The organism is Streptomyces bambusae, from assembly GCF_019400985.1.
GTDB classification, from domain to species: Bacteria; Actinomycetota; Actinomycetes; order Streptomycetales; family Streptomycetaceae; genus Streptomyces; species Streptomyces bambusae_A.
The window spans coordinates 1-18,233 of sequence record NZ_WTFF01000035.1; the positions used below are offsets into that span (position 1 = coordinate 1).

The following is an 18,233-nucleotide window of genomic DNA, read 5'->3' on the forward strand; positions in this document are numbered from 1 at the left end:
ATGACCGCCAGCGCTTCGCTCCGGCGGGGCCGCCTTCGGCGGTCGGCTCCTTCCACTTCGCTCCAGGAGCTGCCCGGCTTCGCCGGGCTGGCGCCGGCCCTTCGGGCCCGGAGTCCTGCGCTTCGCTCCGGACTGCTTCGAGTTCGCTGCGCTCCCTCGAAGCTGACCCCGTTTCACGGGGTCCAGGCCTTCGGCCTGTTGGGGTGTCCGCTGCGCTCCCACCCCCGGACTTCCGGCTTCGCCTCCAGCCCGAAAGGCCCGCACGCGGGCCTGGCTAGCAGCGATAGGGCGGTCCGCGGGCACCGGGCTGGGCCTAACGGATGCCGTCGAGGAGTGCCGTGGCTGTTTCGAGATCGACTGCTGGATCCCCTGTCGCCTCGACGGCGGCGATGAGCTTGTCGAGTTGGGTCGAGGGCATCCGATGAGCCAGGCCCTCTCGGAGTTGGGTGGTGTCGAAGTGGGCGTCCTCGTCGTACCCGTAGAGCTCGGCCAGGACTTCTTGAGGGGTGGGTTCCACTGGGTAATCCTTCTTCACGGAGGGGTGGGGATCCGAAATCCCGCCCGCACGGATCCATCCTACGGATCCATCGACTGCTTCAATCCTGATTCCGGATCGTCTCTGGAGCAGATGGGTTGCATCGTTGGAGGTGCCGGCTCGCCGGAACTGCCGTGGACCAGTGAAACTGCGCAGTACTCGGCCAACCTGCACAGCAGTGCCCTCTCGCACCCTTCATGAGCTCCGGGTTCACCGGTGAAAGCCAGAGACGCCCATCAGTGAAGGAGGTGACAGATTTACCGTCCATCAGTCAGCACAGCTGACATCCCGCATGAACGTGTCGTCATCCAACCTGGGCACAGCCGAGGTTGAGCACTCCGCCCCTCCGGAAGAAGAAGTGCAGGGCAGCGGAGCATCAGCCCACACGGGGTCTCAGCGCAGATGGCGAAGCTCGCGCAGACCGTAGTCCGGGGGCAGCCACCCCTTCTTCCGCCTCTCGATGGTCTTCCGCGTGTGCGGAGGCGGGTACGGGTATCCCTGCATCAGATCAGGCTCATCTCGGGCCCACGAGAGCCCGTAATGGGCGGTACACACAGGCCAGATGGTCTTCGCGGGCTCCTTCACCCTCGGGGCTGGTCCCCGTCGGCTCCGGCGCGGTTTGGGGCAGGGCGGCTGGGGAGGGCGCAGCCTGCAGTCCTCGGCAAAGGCCATCAGGGACGGCAGCCCCTCGCCTCCCAGCGGATCGCTAAACAGCGGTCCGCTAGTGCTCGACCCGATCCGCCGGAGGAGAGCGGCCGCCCTCAGCAACGGACTGGCCCATGCGGGAACAGGATGAGTCATGCAGCCCCGCCTCAACCCGCGGTCATGCAGCGTGATCGTCGTGCCGTCCGGGCCCAGATCGCGGACGTGCGCGGTGGCAAGCGGATGGCCGGTTCGGCCTCGGGCAACAGGGCGGAAGCCTCGGCAATGCTGTTGGTCGACCTGCCTCAGTTCGCGCTCCAGGAACACCCGCATGGCCCGGTGATGGCAGACCAGGATCAAACGCACCCCGGTACGCCGGCGCAAGGCCAGAAGGGCTCTGAAGCGGTGCGGGGTAAGCAGGTGGGCGCGCAGCAGGGTGAGGTGGGTGATGGGGGTGGCGAGGATCCAGGCTGCCGCGACCGACCAGGCCGGGCCTTGGTCGAGCGGGCGGTAGCCGGCCAGGGGGACGGGCTTGCCCAGGGCGGCAAGGATGTCGTAAGCAAGCGCGATCGCGGCGTCGGTGCCCGGGGTCGGATGAATGGTAAGGCGACCTTGCTGCGGAGCGTGGGAGGCCAGGGCCGCCCGGGTGTGGACCACCACGTCGTCGTACGGGTCCAGGACCACCGTCACCGGCGGCGGATTCGGGCAGTCCAGCACCTCAGGCCACCCGCGGGCGCTGGCGCAGCTTGCTGTAGGACCAGCGCAGCAGGTCCTCGTCCAGGACCCGCCCTGACTCCTTCATCCCCGCGGTCAGATGATGGGTGATCTTCGCCCAAGCCCGGAAATTGCCGTGCGCGGCCTCGTCATCGCACATCGCGATCAAGTCCGGATCCGCGTCCGCCCACACGGGATGGAACGCCGGGATGACGGCCAGGACCTCCTCCAGCGGCATCGGCTCGATCTCCTGCCACGCGTACACGCGGGACTCCAGCATCGGCTCGCTCTGCAACATCTCGAAACAGCCGTCGCCACCCGTGAACACGATCGTCAGGTCCGAGCCGGTGTCATCCCACAAGTAGCGCAGGTATTCGAAACACATCTTGGACAGCCACTGCGCCTCGTCACAGACCAGGACGTGCGTCTCCTCCAGAGCCCCGCGCAGCATCCGGTCGAACTCGATCGGCTGCGTCGGGGGACGGCCCTGCAGACCGAGGGCGTGGAACAGCTCGTGGCGCAGGTCGCGGGTGGAGGGGCGGGAGCGAAACTGGATCCGGCGCGTCAGCTTCGGCGCAAGCTCACGCAGCGAGGTGTTCACCGCCAACGACTTGCCCCGCCCTGCCTGCCCGTAGATGCAGATCATCGCCCTGGCCTCGATCGTGTCTGCGATGTTCTCCCTCGCGGCCAGGAGAGCCCGGGTCGTGACGACTGCGGCGTCCGCGAGCTGAGTGTAGTGATCGGTCTCCCGCGGCGGCAGCTGGCTCGTCATCGCTTCTCCTTACGGGCGGCGTGGTGCAGGGAGGCCGGAGTGTTCCAGTCCTCGGGCGGCGGAGCGGGCTGGATGAGGTCGGGCAGGGCCAGGGCGGCCATGTCGCTGTCAGCGCTCGCGGCGAGTTCCCGGGCGGCTTCGGCCGCTGTGACGGCGCCCAGGCGCTGTGCGGGCGTGGGAGTGGTGGCCGGGGCGAAGCGCTGGCGGCGCAGGACCTCGGCCTTCTTTGCCTCCTCGCGCAGGCGGCGGGCCCGCGCGGTGCGGGTGCGGCGCAGCTCGTCGAGCTGTTCGGGGGTGGCGGCGTCGGCGAGGTGGGCGGTGCCCAGGTGCCGGCCAGCCGGGTCGCACACCTCGATCTCGTGATCGTGGTGGGGCATGTGCCGGATACGGACGTGACGGCCTGCCTGGCCGGCCATCCACGCGCCGAGGTAGTCCCGGCCCCGCCAGCGGACCCCGTGGCTGCTCAGTTTCCGGACCCGGCCGTCGTCCTCCAGCATCAACCCCCACAACGCGGCCTCGGGAATGTCCGAGACCGGCGTGGGGTCGGCCTGCCAGGCCTCGAGAGGGGTCCGGCCAGCCAGGCCGGCTGGGCGGTGCTCGGTGTTCCACCACCGCGCCCAGTCGAGGACCTCGGCGGTGAACTCGGCGAAGGTCAGCGGCACCGGCTCGTCGGGGTCGGGCTTCTTCTTGGCCCGCCGGGGCTTGGGGGTGAGGAAGTAGCCAGGCAGGACCGCGAAGAGCATGCGGTCCACACACCGGTTGAGGTTCTCCACCGTCCCCTTCAGGTGAGGGCTATAGGCAGGCAAATCCTCGAACTTGGAGTTCAGGACGCCGAAGGCACCCAAGACCGTCTTCGACAGGAAGTCCCGGCCCCGATCGACCCGCACGTGCTCAGGAACGCCGCCTGCCGGCCCGTACGGTCCGGTGCGCAGCAGCGCGGCGCGCAGCGCTGCCAGGATCGAGGCCCGGGACGGATGACCGGGCGTGACCGCGGTCCCGGTGATGGCCTTCGTCGCGACGTCGATGAACCACGTCACCCACGGGCGCACCAGCTCCCCGTCCGCGTCGACCACGCCTGGACGTGGTCAGCCTCCCAGGTGTGGTTCCGCCACTGCATCGGGCGACGCCCGAACACATCGTGAGCCCGGGCCGCCTCCGGCCCCCGGCCCAGACCCGCACGCTCGCCCACGGTCAGGTCACGGCGCACCGCGCGCAGGAACGTCGACAACGACGGCACCGGATCCAGCAAGGCACCGCCTCCGTCGGCGCACCGTCCGGAATCGCGGTGGCTGGCTCACCAGCCGCTGTCCGGGCGCGGGCCACCAGCTGGCGGTGGACTGCTGAGGCGTTCCCCCGCCAGTACGCGAGCAGCACGCGTACCTCCGGCGTCACCTCGAACCGGTCCACCGACCGGGCGCCCGGACCGGGCCCTTCGCCGGCATCGGCCTCGGCCTGCGCGAGCCACCGCCACACCGTCCGCTCCGAAACCCCCAGACACTCCCCCGCAAGACGCACATGCCCCCGCGACAGCCGCGCCTGGGCGCGTAGCCGCAGCAACTGCTGGACAGCCGGTCCCCGCAACGCCGCGAGCGCCGGCCCCTGGAGCTCGGGTATCGGGTGTGGCACGTCCAGGTGTGCCGACTCTCCCGACTCGGATGAACTGATCAAGGAACGCTCCCTGCCGCCCGGTCCTGGTCTCCCTCTTCCGATCCCGCACCGTCGGCTTACGGGCAGGAGCCCAGCCGGGCACAGGCCTGTTCCATCAGCGCACGGTCCACCCGTACGTCCCGGCCTCTCCTGGACACGGCGTAGACGTGAGAGGTGATCTTCGCCCAGGTACGGAAGTTGCCCCGTGCCACCGTCGCATCCGCCCACGCCACATCCGCCGGATCGACGCCTTCCCACACGTCATGGAACATCGCCAGCGTCTCCCCGAGCCGCTCCCCATCCAGCCCGGGACCTGGTGCCAGGTCAGCACCCGCGACCGCAACGCCGGCGCCCTCGCGATCACCCGCTCCACCCCCGCCCCGCACAGCAGCAACGCCGCCGCCGTACCCGGCTCGTCCCACAGCAGGCGCAGGTAGTCCAGCAGCGGCGGGGACAAACGTTGCGCGTCGTCGAGGAACAGCACCCCGGGCCGGCGCAGCGCCTCTCCGAGGGCCCGGTCTGCCGGCTGCGCACGATGCGCCAGAGAACCCGCTGCCAGCCCCAGCGCCTCCAGCAACGAAGCTCGCATCTGCGGCAGACCCGGCTTCACGCCGACCACCGCCCGCCAGACCGGAACCCGATCAGGCAGCAGATGCAGCGCCTGCTGCACCGCCACCGTCTTGCCCACCCCCCGCTCCCCGAACACACACCCAACCCCCCGCGCCGCGACCGTGTGCCCCACCGCCTCCACCACCGCAGCCACCCCGGCCGTCGACACCACACGCGCACCCGGCACAAACAACCGCACCCCACCCCGCGACGGACCGGCGCTCCCCTCGCTGTCCTTGCCCGTCCCGGGCCCCGGCGCCTCGGACAGCCACCGCCACACCGTCCGGACCGTCACACCCGCCGCCTCGGCCATCACCCGTACATGCAGCGACGACACCGACCCCGGCCCCTGATCCACCACCAGCAACCGACGCACCACCACACCCCGCGCCAACCGGCCGTCCTCACCCACACCCACCACCACACCCGGCGACCACCGCAACAAACACTGGAATAGGCAAACCCATGACAGCCACCCACCACCGTGCTGGCCACCTCGTGGCAGCAGCCTGGTCACCCCACGACAGCCACTCCGAATGAGGACATAGCGGTGTACCAGACCCGCCCTGAACCGACAACATGGAATGATCACGAGATGACCGCAACGAGCAGCGCGGACGGCCACTCCCAGACCGAGCTGATCGTCAACGAGATCGCCCAGGAGCTCCGAACCCTGGACGACGGGGTGGCCTGGTTCTCCGGCCTCTCCCCGGCAAGCCGGCGCGACGTACTGCAACAGGTCGGCGGCTACGCGATGCAGGCACACATCACGGCCGCGGACGGGCGCGCGGGCGTGGCGCGGTCCGGGGTGAAACCCACCGCCAACCCCTCAGTGATGATCTGCATGGACCCACCCCGCTACGGGTTCTCCGGCCTCCCCGCCGACGAACACGTCAAAGCCTTCCGTGTCCTCGTCTCGGTATTCGCCGTCGCCGACACCCGTCGCAGACACACCTACTGCAAGAACGCCTGCGGACACCCATGGCACAACCTGCCCTCCCCCAGGAGCAGTCAGCAACCGTCGTAAGCGAGCACGGTCATCCGCTGACAACCAACCACTGCCACCACACCTCCCATTCACACCAGGCTTCGGAGACAAGGAAGTTGATGCGGAGCTACCGGAGGCTCTCCCTGCGCTCGAGCTGTGGCGGCAGGGGGGCAGGTTGCGCGACGCGGATCTGCGGCGCCTCGCGGTGCGGTTCCTTGCTCGCCGCACACAACGAGGAGCGGCATCCGGCTCTTCGTGAGTCGGCCCGGCGAAGCTGCGCGCAGGCTCGTCTCGTCCTCCGGCCGACCGCCTCCGCCTGTTCGTCCCCCGCGAAGCCCATCACGATGTCGCCCCCCGAGTGATCGGTCCGGACCGAGCCATCGGTCGGCTGATTGCGCACGATCAACGTGGGCCGACGCATACGATGAGAAGTGGCTTGTATCTGATTCCCCTCCGTACCTGAACTGCGCACTCCAGCCTCTTCTACCTGGCGAGGGCACGTGGGTGACGATTCGTGGTTTTCGTTGGCCGTCCGGTACGCGCGCACCAGTCCGCTGCGTCGGCTGGCCAGGCTCCTCCTCTGGGGGTGTGCGGGCTGGGTATTGAGTGATGCCTATGTCGAGCTCACCGCGGGCGGCCCGTTGACGCTGACGCTCCTGGTGCTGTTCGGTGCGGCAATCGGCGGGGTCGGCAGCGTGGCGTGCGGGATCGGCGGCGGCGCGGCGCTGCTGCTGCAGGGGGTTCCGCCGGCCGCGCTGCTGTGGTGGTTCCTGCCCCTTGTGCTGGTGTTCGGCATCGTGCAGTTGACCCTGGCCGAAGCAGTGAGCAGTCGCAGGACCGGTGAGGTCGTGCTCCTCGTCACCGGATACGGGCTGGATGAGCCGGGACGTCGCCTGCCGCGGCTGGTGGAGTGGCTCGCCCATGGCGCTCTCGCGGTGCCCTTGGTGCTGTGGGCCCGGCAACCGGCACTGTCGTCGCTGGTGATCCTGGGGCTGGCAGGTGTCATGCACCAGCAGTTCCTCAAGGCCGTACGCAGCCTGAGCCGTTATCGACGGATGGAGGTGCAGGTCTCCGCCCTCTCGTGGATCACCTGTGCGGCACTGCTGGCGCTGAGCCCGGTGGGCGCGGTCATCGCCGAGCGAAGCCCGGAACGGCTCTTCGTTGTCCTCGTCTATCTGCTGGTGGCCGGGGCGCTCAGTGGGGCCCTGACCGTCTGCATCAGGTTCTGCGAGCGGGCGTTCATCTCGGTTGTCGGTTCCCCGCAGGTGCGGCACCGGACCGTGTTCAGCGCGGCCTACGGCTTTCTCCTGCTCCCCGCCTGGCTCGGTGCGCTGACCCTCACGGCCCGTCCCGGGACAGCAACGGCGGAAACTGCCCAAACTCTGGGCCTCGCGGTCGCGCTGCACCTGCTGTTCCTGGCCTTGTTCATGAAGCGGCCCTGCGTCTGGCTGCACCGGCTCGACGCTTCGCTGTTCGTGCGGTACACGAATCAGGGTGACGAGGAGTGGCTGCAGAAGACCTGGCGGTACGACGCCACGCACGGTCGCAAGGGCAAGCCCGACCTCACCCTGGTCAAGGTGCTCGACGAATCGGCCGCGCGGATCTCCCAGGGCACGTTCATCCCTCCCGCTCCCGAGCACTGGAACAGCTTTATGAACGGCAAGCGCTCCGTGGAGTTGTCGGTCCATTGGACCGACAAGGCGGTCCGCCTGCTCAACCTGACCGCGCCCGCGAAGGACGCCGCACGCGAGGTTCGCCTGGAGCACCGGGCCTGCCGCATCGGCTGCCTGACGACACTCGGGTACGCGTACCTCTTGCACGGCTATCCCGAGGACGGGCAGCGGGCCCTCCTGGACGCCGCCGAACTGTGCCGGAGGGCGGGACTGGCGAACATCCGTGTTCAGATCGCCAAGGACGCCTGGCTCGCCGGCCTGGACATCGGCCTCCGCGATCTCCGGCCGCTCGAAGACGCCCTGATGAGCCCGCACGTCGTTCCCGCGCTGCGCGCCCGGATGATGATCGAGGTGGGCAGCCTGTTGTACGCGTGGAAGGACCCGCGGCTCGACGCCTTCCTGGACCGGATGAGCCGCATCCCGTTCCATCCGGAGAGTGCCGGTGCCGAGAAGATCCAGCAGGTCCGCCACACGGTCACGATCACCGCGGCCGGGATCGGGGGGCGCTTTCTGTCCTCGCCGGATGACCTGGACGTGTTCGTGCGGGGTGCCGAAGTGTTCCGTGAGCAGGTGCCGGGCAACGTACGGATGCGTGCCTTCGTGAGCGGTGTGCTGGGCGGCATGCTCGACGTTCCCGGCAGCCGAGCCATTCGCTGGGGAGTGGTCCAGCTCGGTTCCGGCGTACCGGAACGCGGCGCGGAGATCCTGTACCGCACGGCCCTGAGGCTGGTGCGGCGGGGATTGGGGGCGGTCGCGGCGGAACTGCTGGAGCTGAGCGGCGAGGCGTACGCCCGCACCGATCCGCGACGCGCCCTGGCCTGTCTGCAGCAGGCCGTCGCGCTCAGGGACGATGGCCGCACCAATGTGCTGGGCGGTGAACAGAGGATCGCCTACTCGGCGACCACGGAACCGCTGTACCAGGAGGTCGTGGGCCTGCTGGTCGAGGAGGCGGCCGATCCGGTGAAGGCGTTCGACCTGGTGGAGCGGGCCCGGTCGCGGGACCTGGTCGATCTGCTCGGGGAACGGGTGCCCCGGCCCGAGCTCGACGGGCTGACCGACGTCGTGGCCGCGATGCTCCGGGTGGAGCGCGCGGCCGAAGAGGTCGAGCGCAGCGGGAGCCGCATCGGTCGGGCGTACGTGGTTCCGCGCCGGTACGGTGCCACGCCCTCTCGCGACGAGGACGGCTGGTCGCCCGGTCTGAGATGGGCGGAGGCCATGGACGCGGCGACCGCGGCGCAGCGTGAGCTGTTCGAGACGATGAAGGACCTGGAGGGGGCCGGTCTGGACGAGGAGGCGCTGGATCTGGTGTGGCTGCTCGGCAGGGAGGCGGTGGCCGAGCGGAGCCTGCACGTCGAGGCGCGGCGCATGCGGGTGGCGGTTGACAGGGCCGGGCCGCTCAGGGCCCGGCGCCGCGCCCGTGACCGGCAGCTGGCGGTGTGGGACGCGTTGGCCGACCACGGTGGGCGGGCGGCCGAGTACGTGGCCCTGCGTCGGGGCACACCTATCACCTTCGCTCAGGTGCGGACGCTTCTGGCCGAGGCGGGGTCAGCCGGGCAGGGCGCGAAGGGGGCCGCTCCCGGCGAGGAGGTCGGCGGCGCGGGCCCGGACGACCGCGACGATCACGGCGTCTCCTCGGAAGTCCAGGACCAGCACGTCGGGGACGACCGTGCCGGCTGACACGATGACGGTGACCCTGTCCCCGCGCCGGACGGTGTCCGCGAGCAGGCGCCCTTCGGCGAGGCGGAGCGGCAGGACCGTCCGGCCGTCGAGTGCCCCGTCGGCGAGTCGGGGGCCGAGCGAGTCGGGCGGGACGACCTGCCTGGCGGCCAGGGGGCGCAGCGGGTAGCGGCCGACGATGTCGCGAGCGTGATCGCCGTGCAGGTCGGCCAGGGCCAGGGGCCGGTAGGGCAGCACGGACCGCTGCGTGGTCGTCGGTTCCGTCCAGGTCTGAACGGCAGCCGTCGCACCGCCGAGCACCAGTCCCAGGGCCAGGACGACCAGGGGCCAGCGCCTCCTGGAGGCTGCTGACAGTCCGCCCCCGCGGCCGCTGCCCTCCGTGGAAGAGGCGTGTGGGGAATCGTGTTCCTGCTCGGCGCGGTCCGGCCGTGGGGAAGGTGGCCGCAACGGCGGGGGCTCGGCGCCCGAGTCCACGTGGTCCAGGAGGGCGGACTCGTCGGTATGCACTGCGCCTCTGACCCACAGCCGGTCGAGGGCTTGCCACAAGGTGGGCTCGTCCTCGTGGTGGGAGGGGCGGCGCAGACCCATGGCCTCCACCAGCGACCATCGGTAGACGTCGAAGGCCGTCCGGAACAGCCGGCCGTAGGCCTCGGCGGCGCCGATGGCAGCGAGGTAGCCGAGCCATGCCACCAGGAATCCGCCCCACCAGCACAGGGCCACTGCGTACCAGGGCAGCAGCCATGCCGCGATGCCGGTGCCCGTCAGCGCGAACGCCACACCCAGGGCGCACATGGTCACGGCGAGTTCCAGCTCGCCGAGTGCCGCGGCAAGAGTGTGCTGGAACGATTCGGGGAGCGTCGGGTACAGCCTGGGCCACGCGATGACCGCCCGGATCGCGTACCGGTCGGTGCTGTACTGCTCCGCGCCGCGCATGATGTTGCCGAACGTCGTGGGCAGCAGGAGCCGGCTGTCGCGGGGGTAGAGGTGCCAGCGGGGATCGTCGATGCCCAGCCTGCGATGGATCGCGGCCTGGCGGCGCCGGCCCCTTGTGGTGCACGTCTGCGGAAGCCTCTGCCAGTAGCCTTCCAGTAGGCGGACCAACGCCGTGCGCTGCGCCGTGACGAGCTGTGTGATCAGGAGGGCCGCCACCAGCAGCACGCCCGCGAGTGCCAGCCGTGCCGAGCCGTCCAGGGCCGCCCACCACCGGACGGCCGCCGACCAGCCGACCCCTGCGACGACCAGCCCGCCGAGGGCGATGAGGAAGCCGAGCACGGGGACGAACACGGCGCGCAGGGTGCGCTGTTCGAGGGCCCCGGCGGCCGTGTCGAGCACGCCCATCACGTGCCGCCACGACGGGACAGGGGCACCAGGCGATGGGGGCCCTTCTGGCAGGTGTACGCCTTCCCCTGGACGTAGTACTCGAACTCGTTCTCCTCGCCGCAGTCGGTACACGTGATGCGGACCGGGTCAGGAAAGTCCGTCGGCCTTCCCAGCGGGTCCGAGTCCACCCCCAGTTGGGCTCCTGCCGTCTCCAGGAAGCGGACGGCCTCCTCACGCAGTGCGTCCACCGGCACCACGCCCACCACCGCGGTTCCTGCACGCACCACCACCAACCCGGCCGTCCCGTCCAGTGCGTCGAGGATGTCGACCGAGGTGAGCAGCACGACGATGTCCAGCCGCGCGGAGACCACGACGACCGGCCCCCGGCCGTCCGGCCCCGTCAAGCCGTGCGGGATGCCCGCCCCGTCCAGCAGGACGACGAGACGGCCGGTACGGTCCGGGCAGCCCGTGCAGTCCGGACGGTCCGGATGGTCCGGACGCTCCGGGCAGTCCGGGCAGTCGGCACCAGTCGGCTCCGTGTGCGCGGTATCGAAGTCGGTGCTCATGAGGTCGGACACCGTACGGCCGGAAGTCATCAGCACCAGTCTCCCGTCAGCACGAAAGGCGCCCAGTGGTACGGATCGGGGAAGGCCCTCTCCTCCCCCGAGCGCCGCTCGAAGACCCGCCGGGCGAACCGCACCAGGCCGGCCTGTTCCCGGGCGGCGGCACGCAGACCGTCCCGCAGGCCGCGGGCGGCGCACAGCTCGTCGTAGATCCGCAGGGCGGTCCCGACGTCGCCGGCCCTGGCGAGGAGCTGGGCTTCCTCCAGGAGGAGCGCCGTCTCCAGAGGAGAGCCGTCCGCCAGCGTGGACCGTACGTCCTGTGCATGGCGCAGGACGTCGGCGTGGGTGAGTCCGCGCAGCCATGTCTGGGCTCGGCGCAGTGACTCCGCCTTGCTGTTGCCCGCTCGCAACTCCTGGTAGAAGCGGGTCAGCAGCAAGCCGGTGGACAGCTCGTCGACCCGCCACAACGACACCAGCGTGGACGCCGCCCCCGCGTACAGCAGGGCTCGGGTGAGCCCGATCAGTTCGTCGCCGGGACGCCGGTCGCTCAGGCCGCTCTCGCACGAGCCGAGCACGACCAGGTCCGCCGCCAAGGACAGGCCGAGGACGTCTTCGGCCGTCAGCCTGCCATCGGCCAGTTCGATACCGGAGCGCATCGGATCGACCGGCTCGAACACGCCGTGGGCGGTGAAGTGCAGTACGTCGGGTGACCCGTTTCCCGCCCGTAACCGCTCCAGCAGTCCGGCACGAGAGGCCCTTGCACCGACGAGCACCTCGGGCTCCGCGAACAGTCGGCTGACCGCTGTGGCCTGCGTCAGCGCGAACGTCATCGGCGGATCGGCGGGAGGGGCGGCCACGACGAGCGCCGACGAGCGCGTCGCCTTCCGTTGAGACCAGCAGTACCGCAACACGGACGCGCTGGGTGTCAGCACGACGGGGTTCCGGTCGGCGAGTGGCGCGCCGTCGAGGGGGACGGCATGGAGCGGCAGCCGGTGCAGGGCGTCATGCGGCACGAGATAGACGACGTCGCCAGGCGCCGCCCACTCCTCGATCGGCCGCACCAGCGCCCGCAGTGCCTCCCCCGCAAGGTAATCGGCCATGCGGAAGCGTTCACCGCGCAACAGGGCGTAGAAGTCTTTGACCGAGGCCCGTAACTCCGCTCGCGTCAGCCCGACAGTGAGGATCTCCGGCTTCTCCGCCTCGGGAACGATCCCGAAGATGCGTATGCCGTGCTCCGTGACGTAGTACTCGACCAGGACGACGCGGACACTCTCGGCCGACACCCGACTCCCCTCACCTGCCGACCTCAACTTCCCTTACCAAGGGTAGGCGGACACTCCCGTCCGCGTAATGCGGACGGCACCGCTTCCTGCCCGCCGGCCGGTCCCTTGCGATACGTCGGCCCCTTCACGCTCGGCATCGCCAGGAGCTTGGCGCCGGCGGAGGCGCACGGGACCTTGCTGCGGCGGGCCGCGGCGGCCCGTGCGACAGTTGCCTGCTCGTGAGACACGCCGGTGGGGTGCCGGCTCGCTTTGGAGATGGGCAGGACAGGCGTTCGTCGCCTGTCCTCCTCATCCATCCAGCGGACTGTTCTGATTGCTCGCAGGTCAGCTGCGAAGGGCCGTCAGCTGATCTGTTCGGCCAGGGCGAGGATGATGCCTGAGGGGCCGCGGAGGTAGCAGAGGCGGTAGATGTCCTTGTACTGCGCTACCTCGCCGAGCAGTTCGGCGCCATGGAGGCGCAGGCGGGCGATGGTGTCGTCGATGTCGTCGACGGCGAACATGACCCGGTGCAGGCCCAGCGTGTTCGGCGGCGGGTTGTGTGATCCGCCGCTGATCGCCGCGGGGGTGTGGTACTGCGCGAGCTCCAGCTTGCCGTTGCCGTCCGGGGTCCGCATCATCGCGATCTCGCTGCGGACTCCGTCGAGTCCGACGGCTTGATCCGCGAAGAGGCCCTTGATCTGCGCCTTGCCTTCGACCTCCATGCCCAGTTCGGTGAAGAAGGCGACGGCGGCGTCCAGGTCTTCGACAACGATGCCGACGTTGTCCATCCGCTGAAGCGTCACGACGGTTCTCCCTCTGTGTTGCGCTGCCAGTTGCAGGCCACCGGTATACCGAGGACGGAGCCGGCGGCCCATTCTCGACACCCGTAAACGGGCTGAGTTCCGGAGGTCGCTGACCTGGGTCATCGCCCGGTAGACGCAGGAGCTTGCGGGTGACCGCGTGGTCGTCTCCGGATGCGTTTGCGCATCGCTGCTGCCGGCTTCCGGCTGCCGAATGAGTGATGCCTGGTGCGGCGCTCCGCGGCCTGCGCCGGCATCGGCTCCACCGGCGGCCCGAGCACCTCCCCGGGGCCTGGACCGCCCGTCCGACGCCGTGTCAGTCGTCATGAAAGACTGAGGCATGCACAAATCAAGATCAGTGGCGCTGGTTGCGGGGCTGATGGTGGGGCTGACGCTCCTCAGCACTCCTGGCGCCGGAGCCGTTGACGACTCGGTTACGGTCACCGCCACCTTCAACGACCCGGCCGGCACCGCGGCCCAGCAGGACGCGATACGCAACCAGCTGATCTCGCTGGTCAACAGGGCGCCAGCAGGTTCGGAGATCAACGGTTCCGTCTACCTGATGACCGACGGCGGGGTGCGAAGCGCCCTGGTCGCGGCCAAGCAGCGCGGAGTCAGGGTCAAGGTCATAGTCGACGGGGACGCCGTCCCGGACATCGACCCGGACAGCGGCAAGGCCACCGGGTCCGAGTACTCCGCTCTCGCCGCGGCCAGCGGCCTGGGCACCGACCTGACCGCGGACTCGTGGGTGATGGCCTGCCCGGCGGCCCGCGGCTGCATCGGCAACCGCGACCTCGGGGGCGGCGACGACGGCGCGATCAACCACAACAAGTTCTTCCTGTTCTCCAAGGTCGGCACGACGGAGAACGTGGTCTTCCAGACCTCGGCGAACCTCACCACCAGCCAGCGCCGCAACCTCTACAACAACGCGGTCACCCTCCCGGACAACGGGTCCGGCCTCTACACGGCGTACCGGTCGTACTGGCAGGACCTGCTGACCTACGGGTCCTCCGGCACGGGCCTGGCCCACTACTACAAGACCCAGGACACCGGCCCGTACAAGACGTACTTCTTCCCGCGCCAGGAGAAGTCGGGCACCACGTACTCCACGGACCCCGGCACGGACACCGTCGTCTCCCTGCTGAACAACATCGACTGCGCCGGTGGGACCAGCCGGATCCGGATCGGCATGTACGCCTTCACACGCCCCCAGGTGGCCGACAAGCTGGTCCAGCTCCAGGCCGCGGGATGCCAGGTGGAGCTGCTGCACAACGGCGAGGACGGGAACCTCGGCACCACCGTCCAGAACGCGATCGCCGGCAAACTCGGCTACATCGCCCGCTGCGCGGGCACTGCGACGGGCAGCGACGGAACCTCGCGTACGATCGGTATCCACTCGAAGTACCTGCTCGTCGAGGGCACCTACCTGGGAGTCCCACAGCGCAAGCTGGTCTTCACGGGAAGCCACAACTACACCTTCCCCAACCTTCGCTCGCACGACGAGACGCTGCTGAAGATCGACAACCCGGCGGTTTACGACGCGTTCAGGTCGAACTTCGAGACCGTCAAGGCAGGGCCGCACTGCACCAGCTGGCTGCAGGCCCCAGCCCCTGCCCCCGGTTGGAAGACCGCGGCCCTCGTCCAGACCAGCACCAGCCTCTACCACGGCATGCGTCTCGCCGACGGCTCCTGGACGGGGTTCACCGACGTCCGCTCCGAGGCCGGGGACATCAACGGCGTACGCACGGCCGCGGCTGCCGGCATCAATGCCGACACCCACGTCGTCGCCCTCGGTGGTGACGGCCGCATCTACCACACAGTCCGCACGTCCGACGGCACCTGGGGGAACTTCGGTGACGTCGGCGCGGTCGCCGGCGTCCTCAGCAACGTCACCCAGGTCTCTGCCGTCTCCATCGGCCTCGACCTGCACGTCGTAGCGGTCGCCAACGGCAAGGTCTTCCACACCATCCGCAACGCCACCGGTCACTGGACTCCCTTCGGTGACGTCGCCGGCGCCGTCGGACCGATCGGCACCGTGACCGCTGCTGCCACCGCCAGCGTCGGCGGCGAGCTGCAGCTCGTCGCGGTGAGCGGCGGCAAGGCCCTCCACACCATCCGCAACACTGCCGGGCAGTGGAGCAGTTGGGGTGACGTCGCCGGCGCGGCCGGGGCCACCGGCCCCGTCCGCTCCGTGAGCATGGCCGGCACCGGTGGCGACGCGCAGATCGTCATCGCCACCGACAACGGCACCCGCCAGTACCACGCGATCCGCAACGCGGACCGGACCTGGACCTCCTTCGGTGACCTGAAGGACTACCTCGGAGCGGTCGCCGTCAAGTCCCTGGGCGCCGCCCACGTCGACGGCGAGCTCCAGCTCGCCGCCACCACCTCCGACGACAAGCTCCTGCACATCATCCGCCACGCCGACGGCACCTGGACCCCGGCCACCACGGTCACGCTCCAGGACGTCACCGGGACCCTCGGCACCGCCTCCATCACCGGCACGCTCTGAGGGCTGTCTCTCGGATCAGGTGCGGAGCCGGGTGGGGATGCTGACCTTGTGCCCCCACCGGACGGTGCCGGCCGGGGAGCGAGTCGAGCAGGATCTGTCGTAGCTCGCCGCGGTGCACCTCGGGGCGGCCGCCCGTGCTGTCGTCGGCCTTGTCGAGCAGGACGGTGCCGTCCCGGTCGAGAACCCGCATCGCCTGGTGGCCCTCCAGGACGATGGCGTGGAACTCGTCCATCAGGCCGGCCTCCTTGAGGGCGAGCTGTCCGTTGTAGTCGTGGATGTCGAGCAGCCCGCCCTGCGCGCGAACCGTCGGGGAGGACTCCGCCTCGTAGACCGTGGCCGGGATTCCGTGGACGTGCAGGACGCGGGCCAGAGTGAGTCCGCCGAGTCCGGCGCCGATGATCGTGACGGGCATGTGCATGGTGACTCCTGGGGATCGGGGCCGCCCAGTGAGTTCTGGCCGGCCGTTCCTGGAACGTTGCAGGGCCTCGTCGACAAGCCGCCGACATCGAACCGGCAGCCGCCGATGGATGACCGACACCGCATCTCAGTCCCGACACCTGCCCGGAATGGGGTGCGGTCCTGTATCCGGGTCGATCGTGCTCACGCGCGTTCTCGCACCGCTCCGCCGGCGACGGAACCCGGTTCCCGTGCGTCGCCCTGCGGTCCAGAAGGGGCCTTCGCCACCCCCGGTCGAGGACTGTGCTGGTTCACAGCCGGACGGCCGGCCAGATGGTCACGGCCGCGGTTACGGTGAGTCCGGCGTTGAGTACGATCCGGCGGTCTTCGCCGCTCAGGTGGACGGTGATCGCGCCGATCTGCAGGAGTACGAAGCCGATGGCCGCGGCCGGCGCCAGTGAGGGAGCGATGCCGGTCAGCGGCGGCAGTACCAGGCCGGTCGCGCCGAGTATTTCGACCGCCCCCAGCACCCTGAGGGCGGGCAGGGGTACGCGGTCGACCCAGGCCATCATCGGTCGGCCGTGCCGTGCCGTCGGCTTCAGCCGCGGTCGGTGGCGGGCTCGGTCGCGTAGTGGCTCATCGCGTCGATGTTGGCCTGTGGAGTCAGCGGCCGGCCGCCGGCGAGCACCTCCTGGAGGTCTCGGAAGTACTGCACGTACAGGTCGGGTGTGAACGTGCTGAGCATGACGGCAGGTTGGTCGGTCAGGTTGGCGAAGGTGTGAGGGGTGCCGGGCGGAACCATCACGAGCGTGCCCGTGGTGGCGTCGTGGTCCTGGTCCCCTACGGTGAACCGGACGGTCCCGGAGAGGACGTAGAAGCCCTCGTCGTGCCGGCCGTGGCGGTGCTGCGGCGGTCCCTGGGTGTGCGGGGCGAGGACGGACTCGGCGATCGCGAGGCGGTGCCCGGTGTGGCTGCCGTCCTCCAGGACGCGCATGCGCGTGGTGCCCAGAACAATCGTCTCGCCCTCGCCGGGACCCACCACCGACAGGGCGGGTCCGGTCTGCGGCTCGCTGATTCGTGCTTCTTCGGTCATGGCCACCAGTGCACCGCCCGAGCTGCTTCAGTGTCCAAGACCCGTTCCACGGCGCCGATACCAGGTGGGTATCGTTGCAGCGTGGAGCTACGTACCTTGCGCTACTTCGTCGCGGTCGCCGAGGAACTCCACTTCGGCCGGGCCGCCACCCGACTGCACATGAGCCAGCCGCCGCTGAGCCGGGCGGTCAAGCAGTTGGAAGCTGAGATCGGGGCCCTGCTCTTCGCCCGCTCGCCCACCGGCGTCACGCTCACTCCGGTGGGCACGGTGCTGCTCGACGAGGCGCGCGCCCTGCTCGACCATGCCGACCGCGTCCAGGTACGCGTGAGCGCGGCAGCCGGCGCCGCGACCATCACCATCGGCATCCTGGGCGACGGCGCCGACCCGGGACTGTCCCGGCTGGCCGCCGCCTACCGCCGAAGCCGCCCCAGCATCGACATCCGCATCCGCGACACCGACCTGAGCGACCCCACCTGCGGGCTGCGCGCCGGACTGGTCGACGTCGCGCTGACTCGGGCGCCGTTCGACGAAACCGGCCTGACGGTCCGTACGCTGCGGACCGATCCGGTCGGCGTGGTCCTGCGCGTCGACGATCCGCTGGCCCGCCGCGACGGCCTGCGACTGGCCGAGCTGAGCGACCGTCGCTGGTTCCAGTTCCCGCAGGGCACCGACCCCGTTTGGCAGTCGTACTGGAACGGCGGCAGGCCGCGCGAGGGCCCAGTGGTGCGCGCCGTCCAGGAATGTCTGCAGGCGGTGCTGTGGAACGGTACGATGGGCCTTGCCCCGCTCGGACACGACCTGCCCGCGGAGCTGGCCATGGTTCCGCTGATCGACATGCCGCCGAGCCGAGTGGTGGCGGCGTGGAACAAGGGCGACGCCAACCCGTTGATCCGATCCTTCATCGAGACCGCGACCACCGCCTACCGTCACTGAGCAACCGGCGGTTCTGACTCGGGTTCTGTGGATCGCGAAACGTCCCCTTTCATGCGAGTAGGACGCGTTTGCGGAGGAACCGGAAGCCTACGCGGCC

General features: G+C 69.9%; 12 protein-coding genes and 3 pseudogenes. 4 read left to right on the top strand and 11 right to left on the bottom strand.

Features of this window, described 5'->3' with window-relative positions; all coding sequences use genetic code 11:
- Window positions 1-313 precede the first annotated feature (313 nt).
- The 5 genes and pseudogenes from GPJ59_RS08025 to GPJ59_RS08045 all read right to left on the bottom strand — a co-directional run bounded on the left by GPJ59_RS08025 (window position 314) and on the right by GPJ59_RS08045 (window position 5,331).
- Window positions 314-517, bottom strand: coding sequence for a hypothetical protein (locus GPJ59_RS08025; protein WP_219665767.1), 204 nt, complete (start codon window positions 515-517; stop codon window positions 314-316).
- Between the two features lie 411 nt (window positions 518-928).
- Window positions 929-1,894 carry a hypothetical protein gene (locus tag GPJ59_RS08030; protein WP_219665768.1) on the bottom strand — a complete coding sequence of 322 codons (966 nt, stop codon included), beginning with the start codon at window positions 1,892-1,894 and terminating at the stop codon, window positions 929-931.
- Between the two features lies 1 nt (window position 1,895).
- The gene (locus tag GPJ59_RS08035) at window positions 1,896-2,663 is read right to left on the bottom strand and encodes an ATP-binding protein (RefSeq protein WP_219665769.1); all 768 of its coding nucleotides are present in this window, start codon (window positions 2,661-2,663) and stop codon (window positions 1,896-1,898) included.
- Window positions 2,660-4,244, bottom strand: a pseudogene (locus GPJ59_RS08040) (Mu transposase C-terminal domain-containing protein). Before GPJ59_RS08040 ends, GPJ59_RS08035 begins: the two are co-directional and overlap by 4 nt.
- A gap of 181 nt (window positions 4,245-4,425) precedes the next feature.
- Window positions 4,426-5,331, bottom strand: a complete 906-nt coding sequence (locus GPJ59_RS08045) for an ATP-binding protein (protein ID WP_219665770.1) — start codon at window positions 5,329-5,331, stop codon at window positions 4,426-4,428.
- 183 nt (window positions 5,332-5,514) lie between these two features.
- Here GPJ59_RS08045 and GPJ59_RS08050 point away from each other — a divergent pair, with 183 nt between their 5' ends.
- Window positions 5,515-5,946, top strand: a complete 432-nt coding sequence (locus GPJ59_RS08050; RefSeq protein ID WP_219665771.1) for a DUF5958 family protein — start codon at window positions 5,515-5,517, stop codon at window positions 5,944-5,946.
- A gap of 461 nt (window positions 5,947-6,407) precedes the next feature.
- Complete coding sequence (locus GPJ59_RS08055) at window positions 6,408-9,257, top strand: hypothetical protein (RefSeq protein ID WP_219665772.1); 2,850 nt, start codon at window positions 6,408-6,410, stop codon at window positions 9,255-9,257.
- A gap of 1,337 nt (window positions 9,258-10,594) precedes the next feature.
- Here the strand turns inward: GPJ59_RS08055 and GPJ59_RS08060 are convergent.
- The 3 genes from GPJ59_RS08060 to GPJ59_RS08070 form a co-directional block, all read right to left on the bottom strand.
- Window positions 10,595-11,173 carry a hypothetical protein gene (locus tag GPJ59_RS08060; RefSeq protein ID WP_219665773.1) on the bottom strand — a complete coding sequence of 193 codons (579 nt, stop codon included), beginning with the start codon at window positions 11,171-11,173 and terminating at the stop codon, window positions 10,595-10,597.
- Window positions 11,173-12,423 (bottom strand): CHAT domain-containing protein, encoded by a 1,251-nt coding sequence (locus GPJ59_RS08065; RefSeq protein ID WP_219665774.1) that lies wholly within the window; start codon window positions 12,421-12,423, stop codon window positions 11,173-11,175. The genes GPJ59_RS08060 and GPJ59_RS08065 overlap by 1 nt, the downstream gene beginning before the upstream one ends.
- A gap of 341 nt (window positions 12,424-12,764) precedes the next feature.
- Complete coding sequence (locus GPJ59_RS08070) at window positions 12,765-13,205, bottom strand: VOC family protein (protein WP_219665775.1); 441 nt, start codon at window positions 13,203-13,205, stop codon at window positions 12,765-12,767.
- A gap of 355 nt (window positions 13,206-13,560) precedes the next feature.
- Between GPJ59_RS08070 and GPJ59_RS08075 the strand changes: the two genes are divergently transcribed.
- The gene (locus tag GPJ59_RS08075; RefSeq protein WP_219665776.1) at window positions 13,561-15,714 is read left to right on the top strand and encodes a phospholipase D-like domain-containing protein; all 2,154 of its coding nucleotides are present in this window, start codon (window positions 13,561-13,563) and stop codon (window positions 15,712-15,714) included.
- Window positions 15,715-15,753: 39 nt separating this feature from the next.
- Here the strand turns inward: GPJ59_RS08075 and GPJ59_RS08080 are convergent.
- The 3 genes and pseudogenes from GPJ59_RS08080 to GPJ59_RS08090 all read right to left on the bottom strand — a co-directional run.
- A pseudogene (locus GPJ59_RS08080) lies at window positions 15,754-16,132 on the bottom strand (FAD-dependent oxidoreductase); the annotation flags it as partial.
- Between the two features lie 289 nt (window positions 16,133-16,421).
- Window positions 16,422-16,688: pseudogene (locus GPJ59_RS08085) on the bottom strand (DoxX family protein); the annotation flags it as partial.
- A 20-nt stretch (window positions 16,689-16,708) separates the two neighbouring features.
- Window positions 16,709-17,203, bottom strand: coding sequence for a cupin domain-containing protein (locus tag GPJ59_RS08090; protein WP_219665778.1), 495 nt, complete (start codon window positions 17,201-17,203; stop codon window positions 16,709-16,711).
- A gap of 81 nt (window positions 17,204-17,284) precedes the next feature.
- On the opposite strand from GPJ59_RS08090, the gene GPJ59_RS08095 reads away from it, so the two are divergent.
- Window positions 17,285-18,136, top strand: a complete 852-nt coding sequence (locus GPJ59_RS08095) for a LysR family transcriptional regulator (RefSeq protein ID WP_308120185.1) — start codon at window positions 17,285-17,287, stop codon at window positions 18,134-18,136.
- The last annotated feature ends 97 nt before the right edge of the window (window positions 18,137-18,233 follow it).

Bases quoted from the DNA above. Each gene is read 5' to 3' on its own strand.
- GPJ59_RS08035 (WP_219665769.1), bottom strand. From the start codon at position 2,663: ATGACGAGCCAGCTGCCGCCGCGGGAGACCGATCACTACACTCAGCTC.
- GPJ59_RS08050 (WP_219665771.1), top strand. From the start codon at position 5,515: ATGACCGCAACGAGCAGCGCGGACGGCCACTCCCAGACCGAGCTGATC.
- GPJ59_RS08090 (WP_219665778.1), bottom strand. From the start codon at position 17,203: ATGACCGAAGAAGCACGAATCAGCGAGCCGCAGACCGGACCCGCCCTG.
- GPJ59_RS08060 (WP_219665773.1), bottom strand. From the start codon at position 11,173: ATGACTTCCGGCCGTACGGTGTCCGACCTCATGAGCACCGACTTCGAT.